13 protein-coding genes are annotated in these 16,022 nt (G+C 31.3%); 9 read left to right on the forward strand and 4 right to left on the reverse strand.

Annotation, left to right across the window (positions count from 1 at the left end):
* Nucleotides 1-32 precede the first annotated feature (32 nt).
* The 6 genes from OZP08_RS03535 to OZP08_RS03560 are packed head-to-tail and all read left to right on the forward strand — an operon-like array spanning nucleotide 33 to nucleotide 7,504.
* On the forward strand, nucleotides 33-1,712 hold the full coding sequence (locus OZP08_RS03535; RefSeq protein ID WP_281323004.1) for a DUF6909 family protein: 1,680 nt from the start codon (nucleotides 33-35) through the stop codon (nucleotides 1,710-1,712).
* A gap of 9 nt (nucleotides 1,713-1,721) precedes the next feature.
* Nucleotides 1,722-2,717 (forward strand): hypothetical protein, encoded by a 996-nt coding sequence (locus tag OZP08_RS03540; protein ID WP_268848380.1) that lies wholly within the window; start codon nucleotides 1,722-1,724, stop codon nucleotides 2,715-2,717.
* A 23-nt stretch (nucleotides 2,718-2,740) separates the two neighbouring features.
* A complete protein-coding gene (locus OZP08_RS03545) occupies nucleotides 2,741-4,051 on the forward strand; it encodes an MATE family efflux transporter (protein ID WP_281323005.1) in 1,311 nt (436 codons plus the stop codon).
* Nucleotides 4,052-4,072: 21 nt separating this feature from the next.
* Entirely contained in the window at nucleotides 4,073-5,161 is a 1,089-nt protein-coding gene (locus OZP08_RS03550; protein WP_281323006.1) for a glycosyltransferase, read from the forward strand.
* 2 nt (nucleotides 5,162-5,163) lie between these two features.
* Complete coding sequence (locus OZP08_RS03555; protein WP_281323007.1) at nucleotides 5,164-6,225, forward strand: hypothetical protein; 1,062 nt, start codon at nucleotides 5,164-5,166, stop codon at nucleotides 6,223-6,225.
* The gene (locus tag OZP08_RS03560) at nucleotides 6,200-7,504 is read left to right on the forward strand and encodes an O-antigen ligase family protein (RefSeq protein ID WP_281323008.1); all 1,305 of its coding nucleotides are present in this window, start codon (nucleotides 6,200-6,202) and stop codon (nucleotides 7,502-7,504) included. Before OZP08_RS03555 ends, OZP08_RS03560 begins: the two co-directional genes overlap by 26 nt.
* A 12-nt stretch (nucleotides 7,505-7,516) precedes the next feature.
* Here the strand turns inward: OZP08_RS03560 and OZP08_RS03565 are convergent, their stop codons facing one another.
* A complete protein-coding gene (locus OZP08_RS03565; protein ID WP_281323009.1) occupies nucleotides 7,517-8,506 on the reverse strand; it encodes an NAD-dependent epimerase/dehydratase family protein in 990 nt (329 codons plus the stop codon).
* A gap of 40 nt (nucleotides 8,507-8,546) precedes the next feature.
* On the opposite strand from OZP08_RS03565, the gene OZP08_RS03570 reads away from it, so the two are divergent.
* From OZP08_RS03570 to OZP08_RS03580, 3 genes are all read left to right on the forward strand, one after another.
* Nucleotides 8,547-9,617, forward strand: a complete 1,071-nt coding sequence (locus OZP08_RS03570; protein WP_268848385.1) for a glycosyltransferase — start codon at nucleotides 8,547-8,549, stop codon at nucleotides 9,615-9,617.
* Between the two features lie 373 nt (nucleotides 9,618-9,990).
* The gene (locus OZP08_RS03575) at nucleotides 9,991-10,974 is read left to right on the forward strand and encodes a UDP-glucuronic acid decarboxylase family protein (RefSeq protein ID WP_281323010.1); all 984 of its coding nucleotides are present in this window, start codon (nucleotides 9,991-9,993) and stop codon (nucleotides 10,972-10,974) included.
* Nucleotides 10,974-12,326, forward strand: coding sequence for an exopolysaccharide biosynthesis polyprenyl glycosylphosphotransferase (locus tag OZP08_RS03580; RefSeq protein WP_268848387.1), 1,353 nt, complete (start codon nucleotides 10,974-10,976; stop codon nucleotides 12,324-12,326). Before OZP08_RS03575 ends, OZP08_RS03580 begins: the two co-directional genes overlap by 1 nt.
* On the opposite strand, the gene OZP08_RS03585 is transcribed toward OZP08_RS03580, so the two are convergent.
* From OZP08_RS03585 to OZP08_RS03595, 3 genes are read right to left on the reverse strand one after another with little or no spacing between them, the layout of a single operon-like run.
* Nucleotides 12,323-13,519, reverse strand: a complete 1,197-nt coding sequence (locus OZP08_RS03585) for a glycosyltransferase family 4 protein (RefSeq protein WP_281323011.1) — start codon at nucleotides 13,517-13,519, stop codon at nucleotides 12,323-12,325. The genes OZP08_RS03580 and OZP08_RS03585 overlap by 4 nt on opposite strands.
* Nucleotides 13,519-14,607, reverse strand: a complete 1,089-nt coding sequence (gene wecB, locus OZP08_RS03590; RefSeq protein WP_281323012.1) for a non-hydrolyzing UDP-N-acetylglucosamine 2-epimerase — start codon at nucleotides 14,605-14,607, stop codon at nucleotides 13,519-13,521. The genes OZP08_RS03585 and wecB overlap by 1 nt, the downstream gene beginning before the upstream one ends.
* Nucleotides 14,604-15,917 carry a phenylacetate--CoA ligase family protein gene (locus OZP08_RS03595; RefSeq protein WP_268848390.1) on the reverse strand — a complete coding sequence of 438 codons (1,314 nt, stop codon included), beginning with the start codon at nucleotides 15,915-15,917 and terminating at the stop codon, nucleotides 14,604-14,606. Before OZP08_RS03595 ends, wecB begins: the two co-directional genes overlap by 4 nt.
* Between the last annotated feature and the right edge of the window lie 105 nt (nucleotides 15,918-16,022).

The raw sequence follows: 16,022 nt of genomic DNA on the forward strand, positions 1-16,022 counted from the left end.
ACCAAATATAGTGAGGCAGATAAAATAAAAATATGAAAGAGACTAAAAACATATCCAGATCCAGAGCACAGGAATCATCGGCAGCAATCGAAAAAATGTACATTACGATGCGCCATCTTTTTAATAGAGGTTTTTATAAACCAATGGGAATTTCTGGAGATACATTAAGAGAGGCTTTATTAGCTTTAAGGCCAGAAATTTATGGAAATATTGCCGAAGAGAAAGTCGAATTAAATGGGTTATTATATGTTATAGAGCGTCTTCCTGTAGGAATAGAGGAGTGCCGTTTTATTAATTTAACTTCGGATGAAGGATATTCTAAATCGCATTTTAAAGCGATAGTTCCGCCAAAAAGACGCCGCAATTGCTACCGAATTGATGAAGAACAAATGAATGTTGAAATCACTCGAGGGCGATCAGACATTTATGATATCTTGACCCATTTGACATTTATTTTCATAGAATCGCATAAAATCAAAAATAGGGTTTTACTGGATGATGTGGGTGAAGTATCTCGTGATTGGGTAAAACTTGAAATAGCGGTATCTCAAATCAAAAAATTGAGCCTTATAGAAAAAGAAAAGGCTATTTCTCATGCTGCAAATATTCTAGGGAGAACATTTGAGGAAGTTTTGAATATTTATGATGCATTTGGAACCGAAACTGCCCCAGATCGCTTTTTGCACGTGATTTATTGGTTAGGGAAACTGGCTATAGAAGAGGTAGTTGACAATAATAAAAGAACAATTACGTTTAGTCCTATTCTAAGAGAACGTTTGGGTCATCATATTCATGGAGAAGTTTGGGCAACCAACATCAAGGAAATTTTGAAAGCCAATCAACTGCTAGATAGACCGATTCATGTGATTAGTGCCAATATGCACTCGGTGATGAATTCTATTTTTGCCACACCTATTTTGAAAACGAAGTTCAAAGACAAATCTGATTTCTTTATTTATGAAGAGTTAAGCAAGTCTGGAGCTCATGATGTTCGAAATTTAGTAGAAGCCGTAGCGTTGAAACAAGGAATGATTGCTTTACCCGATACATCGGGAACTAACATAGATGTTCAAATTTTTGATACAGCCAAAATAGATTGGTCTAAAACATCCTTTCCTACAGCAAGTTTTGGGGATAAAAAACCCGTTCTTATCGTTATGGATTATGCCTTTGGAGAGCAAGCGTATGAAACAATAGACGAGTTATTGAAACCGTTTAAAAAAGAAACTTTACTTCGAGTAGAATCGGTTTCTATTATGGGAAAAGCAGGGATTCTAGAAGGAGGAAAAGGAGATATCATGATTCCGAACGCCCATATCAATGAGGGAACTGCAGATAATTATTTTTTCGAAAATGAATTGACAGCTAGCATGTTTGAGGGTAATGGTATAGCGGTTTTTGCAGGACCAATGGTTACGGTTTTGGGAACATCGTTACAAAACAAAGATTTATTAAAGTTCTTTCATGAATCAACCTGGAGAGTTATCGGTCTGGAAATGGAAGGCTCTTATTATCAAAAAGCCATACAATCGGCTTCTAAAATTAGAAAAAGTGTTCCTCATGATATCAAAGTGCGTTATGCATATTATGCTTCGGATAACCCACTTGAAACTGGAAGCACATTAGCATCAGGGGGATTAGGAACCACAGGTGTAAAACCGACCTATTTGATTACAATTAAGATACTTGAACAAATTTTTAATATAAAATAAAAAGGCAGCATGAGTACAAAAAGAGAGAATAATTCAGAGAATCCAGAGATTGATCTACTGACGGTTTTTAGTAGAATTGGGGATTTCTTTGAATGGATTAATACTTTGCTGTTTAGAATAATTCGATTTTTTGTAAAAAATGCTATTGTCGTATCTGTTTTAATCATCATTGGAGTTGGAATTGGGTTTTTCTTGAAGAAGGTAGACTCCAGCTATGAACAGAAAGTGATGGTGGCTCCAAATTTTAAATCGACAGATTATCTGTATTCTAAAATTGATTTTTTGGACTCAAAAATTGCTTTAAGGGATACTTTGTTTTTAAAATCTATTGGAATCGAAAAGCCGTCTAAAATTGTAGATATTTCTATTGAACCAGTTATAGATATATATAATTTGATCAATGAAAACAAAGACAGTAAAAGTTTGGAGTTATTGCAATTGATGGCACAAAATGGTGATCTTAAATCTATTGTTAAAGAAACAACTACCAGTAAAAATTATGCGCTTCATGCCATTACTATAAATACAAGAGGCGTCGTTTCTTCAAAAAATACAATTGACCCCCTTTTAAAGTATTTAAATGCAAGTAGTTATTATGATAAGTACAAAAAAATCAATTTGCAGAATATTCAAAACAGTATAAAAATAAAAGAAGCGACAATTCTTCAAATAGATGGTATTATAAATCGGTTTACAGGAACTTTTAGCAATCATCCTAATAATGAAAAACTGGTTTATTATAATGAAAATTTGAATTTAGATAAAGTTATTAAAAACAAAGATTCTTTGACTGATCTGATTGGGGAATTAAAGATAGAGCAGTACAATACAGACAAAACCATTAAAGACAAAGGAATGGTTTTGAACATAAAAAACAATAAGAGCGTAAAAGGAAAATTGATTTTTATCTTACCATTACTTTTAGTTGGTCTTTTTGTTTTCGTAAGCTTTTTTATAGCTTTTTATAAAAAACAATCGTTAAAAGCAAAAGCAAGTTTGGAGTAAATAATGAGTATGGCGAGCGAAATATGGTAAAAAAAATTCAGAACCAATTACTGAAAATAATCAAAAATTCATTTATTCAACAAAGTTTGATCACTTTGATTTTTAGAATTTGTGGGTTATTAACATTATTTGGATTCACTGTATTTCTTACCAAAACCTATTCTCCAAAAATTGTTGGACAATATGATTTTGTTCGTTCTTTCCTTCTTGTAATTGGGAGCATTTGTTTGTTGGGATGCGACCAGTCGATATTGTATTTTAAAGGTAGACTTATAGGAGAGAATACCTTAGAAGGAATAAAAAAAGTTTATACTAAAATGCTAGGAATGTTACTGACGATGTCAGTTTTATTTCTTTTGATATTTTGGAGTATCAATGAGGAATTTATAAACAATTATTTCTCTGATTCAAGAGTTTACGATATTCTTTTAAAATCGGTACTGGTGTTGTTTTTTTATGGTTTAACTACTTTGAATACAGAAGTTTTTCGCGCATTAGACCATTTTTATGTAGCCGAACTTTTTAGAAATACTATCAAATATATTCCATTGATTATTGGAGCAATTTTGCTCTTTTATTTTGGTTTAGAAACCTATTTGGTTGAGGTTTTTTTGTTGGGTTTTGTTGTTCTTTCTTTTATAACCACTATTATTGTTTTCTTCTATTTTAGCAAAGCAAATGTTGAGAAAGCAACTGTAAATTTTGGGTATAAAGAAATATTCTCTAAGTCATATCCCATCGCAATTAGCGGAATGGCTCTGTTTTTATTAATGAGTTTTGATATTCTCTTTTTAAAAAAATATAGAGATGATTCTACAGTGGCATTTTACTCTGTAGCCGTTAAATTAGTTACCATTCTTTCGATGGTGATTATCACAGTAAATATTACGGTTTCTACCAAAATTTCTGAATATTTTTTTAGCAAAAACAGAACGGATTTGATTAAAACAGTTCAACATGCCTCACGTTTAATATTTCTATTGACTTTTCCGATAGCATTTATGATCTGTTTTTTTCCAGAGTATATTTTAGGTTTTTTCGGAAAAGGGTATGTAGCTGCAAAGAATGCTTTGCTTATTTTAGCTATTGGTCAAGGAATCTGTTCTGCTTTTGGCACAGCACCGATTTATTTGAATATGACGGGTAGACAACATATTTTTCAAATTATATTGTTAGTTACCGTGTTTATTAATTTTCTTATGAATAGGTTATTAATACCTGAGTATGGTATGATTGGAGCTGCAACTGCATTTGTGGTTAGTTCAATTTTTTGGAACAGTATTACTGCGATTGTGATTTACAAAAAGGATCAAGTGAACGTTTTTTTGAATTAGATAATTTGAATGCCCCCAAGAATGAAAATAGTACATATTATAAACAATTTAGCATCTGGAGGCGCCGAAAAATTACTTTTGGACACTATACCTCTTTATAGAAAAAAAGGAATTGAGGTTGATTTATTGGTACTGAATGGCACCGAAAGTCCTTTTATGCAAGTATTAAAAGAGCTCGACTGTTGTTCGATTTATTCTTTAGGGCTAAATTCAGAATACAATCCGATACAGGTTTTTAGATTAATTCCTTTCCTGAAAAAATATGATATAGCTCATGTACATTTATTTCCTTCACAATATTGGGTTGTCTTTGCAAAGCTGTTGTCCTTTTCTAAAATTAAATTGATACTTACTGAGCATACTACGACAAATCCTCGCATGAAAAATTATCTATTAAGTAAAATAGATCGATTTATTTACCGATTTTACTGTAAAGTAGTTTGTATTACAGATGAGGTTTCTCAAATATTATATCAATACACCCAACAATCACAGTTGAAGTTTGTTGTAATTGAGAATGGGGTTAATCTAAAAGAAATATACGATGCTGAGCCTTATTCTAAAAGAAACATTTCAAGTCTATTTAGCGATCAAGATACATTACTAATTCAAGTTGCTAGATTTAGCAAGCATAAGGATCAGGAAACAGTTATAAAAGCATTGAAATTTTTGCCTGTCAATGTAAAGTTAATGCTGGTAGGGGAAGGAGTTTTAAGAAAAAACTGCAAAGACTTGGTTAAGCAGCTTAAATTAGAAGACAGAGTATTATTTTTGGGTGCGCGAATGGATGTGCCAAAGCTGTTAAAAACAGCTGATATATCCCTTTTAAGTTCAAATTGGGAAGGATTTGGTTTAGTAGCTGTAGAGAGCATGGCTTCTGGAAAACCATTTATTGCCTCAAACGTTCCAGGAATGGCAAGTGTTGTTAAAGATGCTGGTATTTTGTTTGAAAAAGGAAATGCTAGCGAACTAGCCTTTCATATTGATAAGCTAATCAAGGATCAGAATTATTATAAAGAGGTTGTTAATGCCTGCAAAATAAGAGCTAAGCAATACGACATACAATTTATGGTAGATAAACACATAGATTTGTATCAAACAATAATATAATCATGTCAATTTTAATTAAAAGAAATACGGCAACTTTTATTGCATTATTGATACTCAATTTATTGGTTGCAGTTCTTGCATTCTATATATTACCAAAACGGTTCTTTTATGACGCTGTAGTTATTGCGTTAGATAAAGGGAATGAAATAGGCTTTTTGGGTAGTTATCCGCTAACCATATTGTTTTATAAGATAACGGGTTTGCGTTATTTACCTTTTCCTATAGTAGGGTTAATTCAATTTCCTATTTTGATGTATATCTTATACAGAATAGGAATACCTTATGATTTTGAGAAGCTTAACATAAAAAATGTACTCATCTATATAGGAATACTTATGATGGCAGTTTTTATGTCAATGCCTTCTAAAGAATTTATAACCTATTTATTTGTTGCACAAATTGTATTTATATATAAAAGTGAGAGAATTTCATTTAAGAAATCTGTCTTTTTATCCCTGTTTTTTTTGGCTCTTTTTGGAGTTTTTTACAGGCCTTACTTTTTTTTGATTCCAATTATATCCGTTGGTATGTATGGTATAAGTTTTGTAAAGTTTAAAAATACAACGCTCAATACTATTTTTTATGGATTACTTATTGCCATATTTTTGTCGTTAAGTTATGGAGTCATAGAAGGACATTATTTTTCAGAAATTAGTAGAGAAATAGTAAATAACGCAAGATTAAATGGAGTAGATGCCAATTCTAGCATTATATCTCCATTAAAACCAGATACTTGGTATGGTGAAGCCATTGGAATTGTATATGGTTTTTTCTCAGTAAATATTCCGGTAAACGGCTTTAAACATATTCTTTCTCCTCAAATTTTGGCTTTTGTTTTTTGGCAACTTTTTTTGTTTTACATTCTTTTTGTTCGGTTTTCAAGATGTATAAAGGATAGAATAAAGAACGATTATGAGCTTTGGATTTTATTGATTTTGTTTGCTTTTTTTATTGTTCAAGGCATTTTTGAACCTGATTTAGGGTCGGCAGTTCGACATAAAATAGGTGTTTTTCCTCTAATTTACTATGCATTATACTATGACCATTTCAGAAAAAAACTTTAATAAAATAATCAACGTTTTTTTGGTATTGCTTGCCATTGCAATGATTTTTAGAAAACCATGTACTTTGTTGATCATATTATTTGCTGTTTTTAATTTATTTTTCATCAAAAAACTGAATTATACTAAACAATCTCTGGTTTTAGGATTGCTTATCGCGTCACCTTTGATTCTGGAAATTGTCATGTTTTGGAATAATGACTCTTATCTTAAAGGTTTAAAATCGTTAGAGAAATACAGTTCTCTCCTTATTTTCCCACTATTTATTTTAGGGAATTATAAGAGGGTTCAGTTTTATAAAATTCTTCGATATTATAGTGTGATAACCACAATTATTTTGCTTTTTTTCTTTGTCCGATTTAATGTTTTGCATTCAGAATTAATGGATAAATATTTAAGCGGAAAAGATTTATGGGAAATGGGGTATGTTTTTTCAGATAGTGTAGGAATACATGCTCCAGCTCTTAATATGCATTTAGCTTTTGTTAGTGTATGCAGTCTCTTTTTCATTTTTTATAGTTTCCGTCTCAAGGAAAAAATAATCATAAGAATAGCTAGTATATTCATTTTCCTTTTTTCCTTTTTCATTATTCTTTTTGTAAATACAAGAATGGCATTGATCAATGTGCTTATTGGTTATGTATTGGTTTTTTACTCTGAAGTTTTCAGTAAATATAATCTCAGGAGGGTTATTGGAATATCTACTCTATTAATTCTTTTATTGGGAGGTGTGTTTTTTGTTTTTATTCAAAAGAATCCCTTTATGAAAGAGAAATATGGTTCCATAGCCTTTTCTTATATGGATAAGGTTGGTAAACTTGATGAAATTGAAAATCCTGAGGGTAAACTTTCGAGTGCATTTGTTACTCGTCTTTCTATTTGGAAATCAGCATGGGAACTTTCCTCAGAGCATCTTCTTGTAGGGGTAGGGGCATCGGAGGGAAAAAACAAATTAATAGAATATTTCGAGAAAACAAATCAACATTATTTGGCTAGAAATAAATATCCTACACACAATCAGTTTTTGGATTTTTTGTTGAAATTCGGAATATTAGGCCCAGTGATAGTTTTAGTTTATCTATCATTGCCTGGTTATTTAGGGTTTAGTTTAAAAAACGTCTTGATTCTTTTTTTCTTCTTTCTTTTTTTTAGCTCCAACCTTACCGATGATTTTTTGTTGCGTTTTGATGGAATCGTATTTAGTGGATTATGGGTTTCAATTTTTGGTTGTTATTGGCTACAACAAACAATCAATGTGAATAAAGAACATCCCATAATTTAATGATAGAAGTTATTATTCGAAATCTTTCGGGGTATTAGATTTCCAATGCGCTAATGACTTTGCAAAACCGTATTTAAATTCAAAACCAGTATCTATTAAATATTGAGGTTTAATATTTGTTGGGAATCCTGCCTTTTTAACTCGAGTGGGATGAAGATCCGATTTCTTACCAATTAGTTTAAATATTATTTGAATAATTCTTGCTAAAGTGATTAAAATAGGCATGGGTAAACTCAAAGTAGGTTTTTTATAATTCAAATTATGTTTAATTTCTTGCGTCATCTCTTTTAGATTCAACAAAGGATATTCGGCATAATTATAGGTTATTTCCCTGTCTTTCTTTTCCATTGTGAATAAGATACTGTCTATCAAACCGTAAACATAACCATAGGCTTTAATTACATTTCCGCCATTAGGCAAAACAAAAATACCTTTTTTCAAGGCTTTTATGGTTCTATAAATATTGCCTGGATCTTTAGGTCCGTAAATAACACTAGGTCTTACAATAATTAATCTTTTAAAGACATTGCTCGCAAGCCAAGTTTTATGTTCTAACTCTACCATTGCTTTTGATATTCCATAGGGGGTTTCTGGATACAACGGTGAATTTTCAACACAAACATTTTTTGATCTACCGTAAGGAGCAATGCTACTTATGAAAAAAAAGTTTTCAATTTTTAGATTTTCCGTAAAAACATTGATGTTTTTTGCTCCGATTATGTTTGTATCAAAATATTCTTTGGGATCATGGCCAGGCTCTCTATGAATAGCAGCAAGATTAAATACCCATGATTCTGAAGGATTAAGTTCTCCAGTATAGAAAGGAATCGGATTTCTTACATCACATTTTTCATAAATTACAATATCAGGAATAGTTTCAAAGTATTCAGGGCGATTTATGTCATAGATAATATATTTATCAAATTTATTAAGCTCTATAAAACGATTAATTAGAAAATAACTGATATAACCTGATCCACCGAATAAAAAAACAACTTTCATCTTCCTAAGATATATTATAAAAATTAGTATTTTTGACTTTATGCAAAAAACAAAAATAGTACATATTTCTGAAACCTTTGTTAGTGGAGTTTACACCTACATAAGACAGCTTACTTATTTTTGTTCAAAAGACGATAGATTTCAAAATTTTGTTATTTATAGTGGAGAAAGATCTGAAACAAATGATGATTTTATTAAGGAGGACTTTTTTCCAAATGTTGAGTTTAGGAGAATTACTATGTCAAGAGAGATTTCTCCTTTGAAAGATCTAAAATCATTAATAAAAATTATCCTCGAAATAAGAAAAATTAAACCGGAAATAATACATGTGCATTCTTCAAAAGCAGGAGTATTAGGTAGAATTGCTAGATTGTTTTACCCAAAAGCAAAATTGTTTTATACACCGCATGGTTATTCTTTTATTAGAGAAGATATATCAGGAAATAAAAAACAGGTATATTATTTATTAGAAAAAATAATAACTAAAATATTTGGTGGTACTATCATTGCATGTGGTGATTATGAATTCATAAAAGCAGAAGGGCTTGGTAAAGCTGAGTTGATTAGAAATGGAGTTGATATTGATTCCGTTTCAAAACACATTAGACCATATAACAATCAAAAATTTACAATTGGAACAAGTGGTAAGATATATATACCGAAAAACCCTGAGTTATTCAATAAACTGGCGTTAAAACTTCCCAATTATCAATTTGTATGGATTGGGGATGGTGAGTTAAAAGATAAACTTACTGCTGAAAATATTATCATTACGGGTTGGAAGTCTAATAATGAAACACTCAAATTAGCTAATGAATTTGATGTTTTTTTATCTACATCTTCTTGGGAAGGGCTTCCATTTAATATAATTGAAGCAATGGTGCTCTCTAAGCCTATTGTTTCGTCTAATATTAACGGAAATAAACCAACTGTAATTAATTCTCAAAATGGATTTTTATGTGATAAAATTGAAGATTATGTTAATGCATTTCAAATTTTAGAGGATAAAAGCATAAGGGAACAATTTGGTAAAAGATCATTCCAAATAGCTGATGAATTGTTTAATATGAATAAAAACTTCAATCAATTGATTGCTTTGTATCTAAAATAGTTTTGTTAATTTTTAAATAAAACAGAAAGTTTTGTCCTTACTTTCATTCAAATCCACCTCGTTTGCTTAATCATTAAGTTTTAGAATCATGTTGTTTTCCATAACTCGAGATTTAGCTAGAACAAATGCCCATGTGTTTTCCATAAGTGAACAGTTATAAAGTTTGCTAATCGAAATGCCTTTTTTAGGCGCTTAATTCACAATACGTAAGAAATTTATTTAGGCTTTTCAACTACAAATACCATCGTAAGAATTTATCGGTTAGTAAATGTAAAAGGATACCTGATAATCATTTATCTGAATAATTGTTAGGTAAAATATTTTAGTACATTTGCGTGTTTCACAAAAATAAATTTAGTAGTATACATTAGCTATGAAGAGAATACTCATCACAGGAGCAGCAGGATTTTTAGGGTCTCATTTATGCGATCGTTTTATCAAAGAAGGTTATCATGTAATAGGAATGGATAACCTTATTACTGGTGATTTAAAAAATATACAACATTTGTTCAAGCTAGAGCATTTTGAATTTTACCATCATGATATTACCAAATTTGTGCATGTTCCTGGACAGATAGATTATATCTTACATTTTGCTTCGCCAGCGAGTCCAATAGATTACCTTAAAATCCCGATACAAACTTTAAAAGTAGGTTCATTGGGAACACATAATTTATTAGGTCTAGCTAGGGTAAAAAAGGCAAGAATTCTTATTGCGTCTACTTCTGAGGTGTATGGAGATCCACTTGTACACCCACAAACTGAGGACTATTACGGAAATGTAAATACTATTGGGCCAAGAGGTGTGTATGATGAAGCTAAACGTTTCCAGGAATCAATCACTATGGCATATCATACTTTTCATGGGGTCGAAACTAGAATAGTAAGGATTTTTAATACCTACGGGCCAAGAATGCGTCTCAATGACGGTCGTGTTATTCCAGCCTTTATAGGACAAGCTATTCGTGGAGAAGATTTAACCATTTTTGGAGACGGATTACAAACCCGTTCTTTTTGTTATGTTGACGATCAGGTAGAAGGTATTTTTAGATTACTACACTCGGATTATGTGTATCCGGTAAACATTGGTAATCCTGATGAAATTACCATCAAGGATTTTGCTGAGGAAATTATAAAATTAACTGGAACCAATCAAAAAGTGGTTTACCGCCCGTTACCTATAAACGATCCTTTGCAACGTCAACCAGACACAACCAAAGCTAAAGAATTATTGGGCTGGGAAGCTAAAGTAAGTCGTTCCGAAGGAATGAAAATTACGTATGACTATTTTAAGTCATTATCCAAAGAGGAATTATCCAAAGAGGAGCACAAAGATTTTTCTAAGTATATCAATTAGTGAAGACTAAAACTGGAAGATATTCGGGCTATATTCGCCCTTTTTCACGCTTATTAGACTTGATTATTATCAATGTTTTTGCAGCGTATTTTTCGAGTATACCTATTTTTCAGGATTTTTATGCATTAATTATTAGTTGTACTTGGTTTATTATTGCAGCCAATTTAGGTTTCTACGAAGTTTATAGGTACACCAAAGTAATTGCTATTTTGAATTGTACTTTGAAACAAGCCACTGTTTTTCTGATATGTTGTCTGGCACTTGCTTATTTTTATCCCGAAAGGTATAGTTTATACGCGATACTATTATTCACAACTGGATCAACAATATTGGTTCTTGGATTCAAATTATTCATTTATTTTTTTCTAAAAAAATACAGAATCATATTTGGGGGTAATTTCAGAACAGTAGTGCTTATAGGTAAAGATAAAAGTATTAAACCCTTGCAGCACTTTTTTGAAGAAAATCCAGATTATGGATATAAATTGATAAAAATATTTGATTTAGATCATCATAAATATGAGCAGTTACTGGAGAGCCTTTCGTTTATTTTAGATAATAAAATAGATGAAATTTATTGTTCTATGAGTGATCTGACCAGTAAGCAAATAGATGATTTTATTTTTTTTGCAGACAACAACTTTAAAACGCTTAAATTTATTCCAAATGAGAAACAATTACTTTCTTTAAATACCACCTTTGAGTATTATGATTATATTCCCATAATTCCACAAAGAGCAATTTCACTAGACCAATCTTTGCATAAAATCATTAAGCGTGCATTCGATATTGTTTTTTCAATTTTAATAATACTTGGGATATTATCTTGGCTAACTCCGATTTTGGCATTTATTATTAAGTTAGATTCAAATGGCCCATTGTTTTTTGTACAAGAGAGAAATGGTTTAAATAATAAGGAGTTCAATTGTTTCAAATTCAGGTCGATGGAACTCAACGATGAGGCAAACATCAATCAAGTTTCTAAAAATGATGTAAGAATAACAAAAATTGGCAGATACATACGAAAAACAAGTATAGATGAGTTACCTCAGTTCTTTAATGTTTTATTGGGAGACATGTCCGTAGTAGGGCCAAGACCACATATGGTAAGCCATACCAATATGTATGCAGAACGGATTGACAATTTTATGGTGCGCCATTTTATAAAACCAGGCATAACCGGTTTGGCTCAAACCAAAGGATTTAGAGGGGAGGTTGAAACGGACAAAGACATTATAAATAGGGTAAGATATGATATCTTTTATATCGAGAAATGGTCTCTGTTGTTGGATTTAAAAATTATTATTAATACCGTCTATAACATTATCAAAGGAGACAAAAAAGCGTATTAAAACACGTTTTTTGACAATAGTTTTTGCATTTGGGTATTTAGATTAAATACATTTTCGGATTGCTTTACAATAGCATTTTTCATTTCATAAATTTCGGATTTGCTTAATTTTGAAATTATAGCTATTTGAACATTTAGTTCATCATAATTCCCAACTTCAGCAACCCAGCCCAGTTGGTTTTCACTTACAATAGTTTCACCTTCTCCACCCCCAAAGTAGAGGATAGGGAAACCAAGTGCCCCGTATTCATATATTTTTGACGGTACAGAGCCATATATCCTTGTTGTAAGAGGTACAATGGCAATATCTAATTTTTTGATTTCTTCATGTAAATCTTGTCGCGCCAGCATCCCATAAAAATAGATTTTTTTCGAAGGGTTTTGCTTAATGAACTCTTCTATTTGAGTTCGTTCCGCTCCATCTCCAAAAATATGTAATTCAATATTTAAATGGTCAATTTCAATTTTTTTGCATAATTCTAAAACACCTTGTGCAACGCCTAATAGTCCAGCATAGAAGAGTTTTATAGTTCCTTCCTTTTCCGTTTTTATTTCTGGAATTAGATCGTTTTGATTCACGGCGTGATCAGGGAAATTTTGATATAAATAACAGTCTTTATTTGGAATCAACGATCTGACATGGGTAATAATTTCATTTGATTGACCTAAAATAAGAGTTGCTTTTTGGTATATAAAAAACTCAAATTTTAGAGACACTTTGTGAGAAAGACTATTTACTTTCAAAGCCTTTAATTCTATTGCTGCCAAAGGCCACAGGTCTGAAACGTTTAGGATTATTTTTTTGCGTTTGAGCCAAAGTACAAAAACAGAAATAAAAGACAATAATAGTGGAGGCGATTGAACGACTACTTTATGGGGTGTTTTTTTGAACAAAAGGTAAAAGAAGATACAAGTAGTAAAAGAGAGTATCGATATCAATCGTATGAAAATATTTTTGCTATTACTGGGATAAATCCAAAGTCGTTTTACAATAATATTTTGAAACATTTCTTTCACAAAGAATTTCCCCTTGTATTCTGGGAATAGCTCACCTTTTGGATAATTTCCCAAAGGACAAAGTACTGTTACATTGTAATTATTTTGATTTAATTTTAATGCCAATTGCTCTATTCTATTGGCAGCAGCCCCTTTTTCCGGAGGATAATAATTGGATACAATGAGAATTTCTTCCATTATTTTTTGCTTAGTAAAATAGTAACGATTCGTTCAGATGTTTTTCCATCCCAAAGTTCTGGAATACCAGACTCTTTTTTTCCTTTTAGTAGAAATTCATTATAAACCTTTACTAAATTTTCTATTGAGGTGCCTACCAAGGTATTGGTCCCAATAGTCTCAGTTTCGGGTCTTTCTGTAGTGTTTCGCATTGTAAAACAAGGAATGTTCAAGATTGTTGTTTCTTCTGAAATTCCGCCAGAATCAGTAATTACAGCAAAACTATTTTGAATCAAATACATAAATGATAAGTACCCTTGTGGCTCAACAAATATTATATTTTTAAGGTTCAAGTTGTTTTCTCCCAATATAGATTTTGTTCTAGGATGTATAGGAAAAATAACTTTCTTATAACCAACCATTTTGTCAATTCCTAAAAGCAAGTTTATTAATGATTGTTCTTCATCTACATTAGAAGGGCGATGCAAAGTAAGGATAATATAGTTTTTAGATTCTAATTGATGTTCTTTCCAGAAAGAAGGAGGTGTAAATTTATTTTGATTTTGGTATAAAGTATCAATCATTACGTTGCCCACAAAATGAATTGCTGACTTATCTGCACCATTCCTTAATAGATTCTCAGAAGCGGTAATTGAAGTCGTAAAAAAATAATCCGAGATACTATCGGTAACCATTCTATTTATTTCTTCGGGCATTGTTAGATCACCGGAACGAATTCCAGCTTCTACATGGGCAACTTTTGTATTTAATTTTTTAGCAGTAATTGCGCAGGCCATAGTCGAATTTACATCTCCAACAACCAAAACAAGATCACAAGGGTTTTTAAGCAGTTCTTGTTCAAAAGCAACCATTATTGCAGCCGTTTGTTCAGACTGAGTTCCGCTTTTTACATCTAGGTTTATGTCAGGTAAAGGAATGTTAAGTTCCTCAAAAAAAGTGTCGCTAAGATTTTTATCATAATGCTGACCTGTATGCACTAAACGATATGTGATTTTTTCGCCACTGTCTTTTTTTTGTTCAATTGCTTTAATTATGGGTGCAATTTTTATAAAGTTGGGTCTAGCTCCTGCTATTATTGTGATTTTCATTTTATCATTGATTTAAACTGCTTCAATTTTCCACTTTTTCCTCTTTCCAAGGCATTTCTTCTAATAAAAAGGTAGTGTAAATTAGGTTCTAAATAAGTAGAAAACACAGTTTTAATGGTATTTATTTCGTTTTCGCTTAACTCAATGTCACTCGTATATTCTATTTCAAAAGTATCTAGTTTTGTTTGGGTAATAACAAACTCCTTAACATTTCCCTGATCTCCAAATAATTTTTTTGTAATCGAATAAAAGGTCATTCCAGGAGCTATTTTACCACTTGGTAATACTGCAATGTCGTTTGTGCGGCCAATTAATTTTTTTAGAATAGGGTTTTTTAGGGTGCTTTTTTCATCTAATACACCAATATCACCCACTTCATATCGAATCATAGGGTAGGCCTTGTTATAAAGTGAGGTAACAATAATTCTACCGGCTGTACCATGAGGTACAATCTGATTATTTTCATCCAGAATTTCAACAAAAAGTGTTTCTGCATTTACTTTCCATATACCTTTTGCATTCTCTAATGCAATAACATCTACTTCAGCGGCACCATATTCGTTTATAATCGGAATTCTAAAACGTTCTTCAAGTAACATTTTATCTTCTTCAAGAAGCATTTCGGAAGTAATGATGCATACTTTTAATGTTGGACAAATAGTGTCTAGAAATAAATTATTTTTCTTTAAATATTTTGCTAGAAGGACAATTGAACTAGTGTAGCCATTGATATAATCGAATTTGGTCTTCGAAAATTTCTGAACTATTTTTTCTAATCCCTTATCAGATAAATCAAAAATATTAAAACGATAGCGATGGCTCAAAAAATCTTTAAAGCGCAGTTTTTTATTTGATATAAAATCCAGAGGCATACCATAAAAACGGGCTTGATAGGAATGATTAAAATCAATGCCATGCCATTGAAAACGGCGTAAAATGTTTGCCCAGATCAGGGCGTGACAGTATTTATCTTTGGCAAATACAAATGGATTTCCACTGGATCCAGAAGTTTTATTGACAAAAACAGATTTTTCGGTATACCCTACAGATAGTATCTCCCGTAATGGTTTTTGAAAATCTTTTTTGGTCATAATGGGTAAATTATCCCATTTATCAAATGTATTTTCCCCAAAAAGCTGCCGATAATTTGAGTTGTTTTTTAAATGAAAATTGACAATTTCTGTTTTCTTTTGCTCAACATAAGAACCGTATTCCTCCTCGGGAATAGAAATTATTTTTCGTAACTCAGTTTTGGCTTCCTGTATAGGAAAACCGTTTAGTTTGAGTGCTAGGTTGAAAAGTTTCAACATTTGATAGAATAATTTTTATCAAAAATAATATTTAGCTAGAACTATTGAGGGTTAAAAGGTAACTTTTTAATATATAATTATTTTTTACGTTCAAAACCAATTATT

It is taken from the genome of Flavobacterium aestivum (assembly GCF_026870175.2).
GTDB classification, from domain to species: domain Bacteria; phylum Bacteroidota; class Bacteroidia; order Flavobacteriales; family Flavobacteriaceae; genus Flavobacterium; species Flavobacterium aestivum.

Bases quoted from the DNA above. Each gene is read 5' to 3' on its own strand.
- OZP08_RS03555 (WP_281323007.1), top strand. From the start codon at position 5,164: ATGTCAATTTTAATTAAAAGAAATACGGCAACTTTTATTGCATTATTG.
- wecB (WP_281323012.1), bottom strand. From the start codon at position 14,607: ATGAAAATCACAATAATAGCAGGAGCTAGACCCAACTTTATAAAAATT.
- OZP08_RS03565 (WP_281323009.1), bottom strand. From the start codon at position 8,506: ATGAAAGTTGTTTTTTTATTCGGTGGATCAGGTTATATCAGTTATTTT.
- OZP08_RS03540 (WP_268848380.1), top strand. From the start codon at position 1,722: ATGAGTACAAAAAGAGAGAATAATTCAGAGAATCCAGAGATTGATCTA.
- OZP08_RS03535 (WP_281323004.1), top strand. From the start codon at position 33: ATGAAAGAGACTAAAAACATATCCAGATCCAGAGCACAGGAATCATCG.
- OZP08_RS03570 (WP_268848385.1), top strand. From the start codon at position 8,547: ATGCAAAAAACAAAAATAGTACATATTTCTGAAACCTTTGTTAGTGGA.
- OZP08_RS03560 (WP_281323008.1), top strand. From the start codon at position 6,200: ATGACCATTTCAGAAAAAAACTTTAATAAAATAATCAACGTTTTTTTG.
- OZP08_RS03595 (WP_268848390.1), bottom strand. From the start codon at position 15,917: ATGTTGAAACTTTTCAACCTAGCACTCAAACTAAACGGTTTTCCTATA.
- OZP08_RS03545 (WP_281323005.1), top strand. From the start codon at position 2,741: ATGGTAAAAAAAATTCAGAACCAATTACTGAAAATAATCAAAAATTCA.
- OZP08_RS03585 (WP_281323011.1), bottom strand. From the start codon at position 13,519: ATGGAAGAAATTCTCATTGTATCCAATTATTATCCTCCGGAAAAAGGG.
- OZP08_RS03550 (WP_281323006.1), top strand. From the start codon at position 4,073: ATGAAAATAGTACATATTATAAACAATTTAGCATCTGGAGGCGCCGAA.
- OZP08_RS03575 (WP_281323010.1), top strand. From the start codon at position 9,991: ATGAAGAGAATACTCATCACAGGAGCAGCAGGATTTTTAGGGTCTCAT.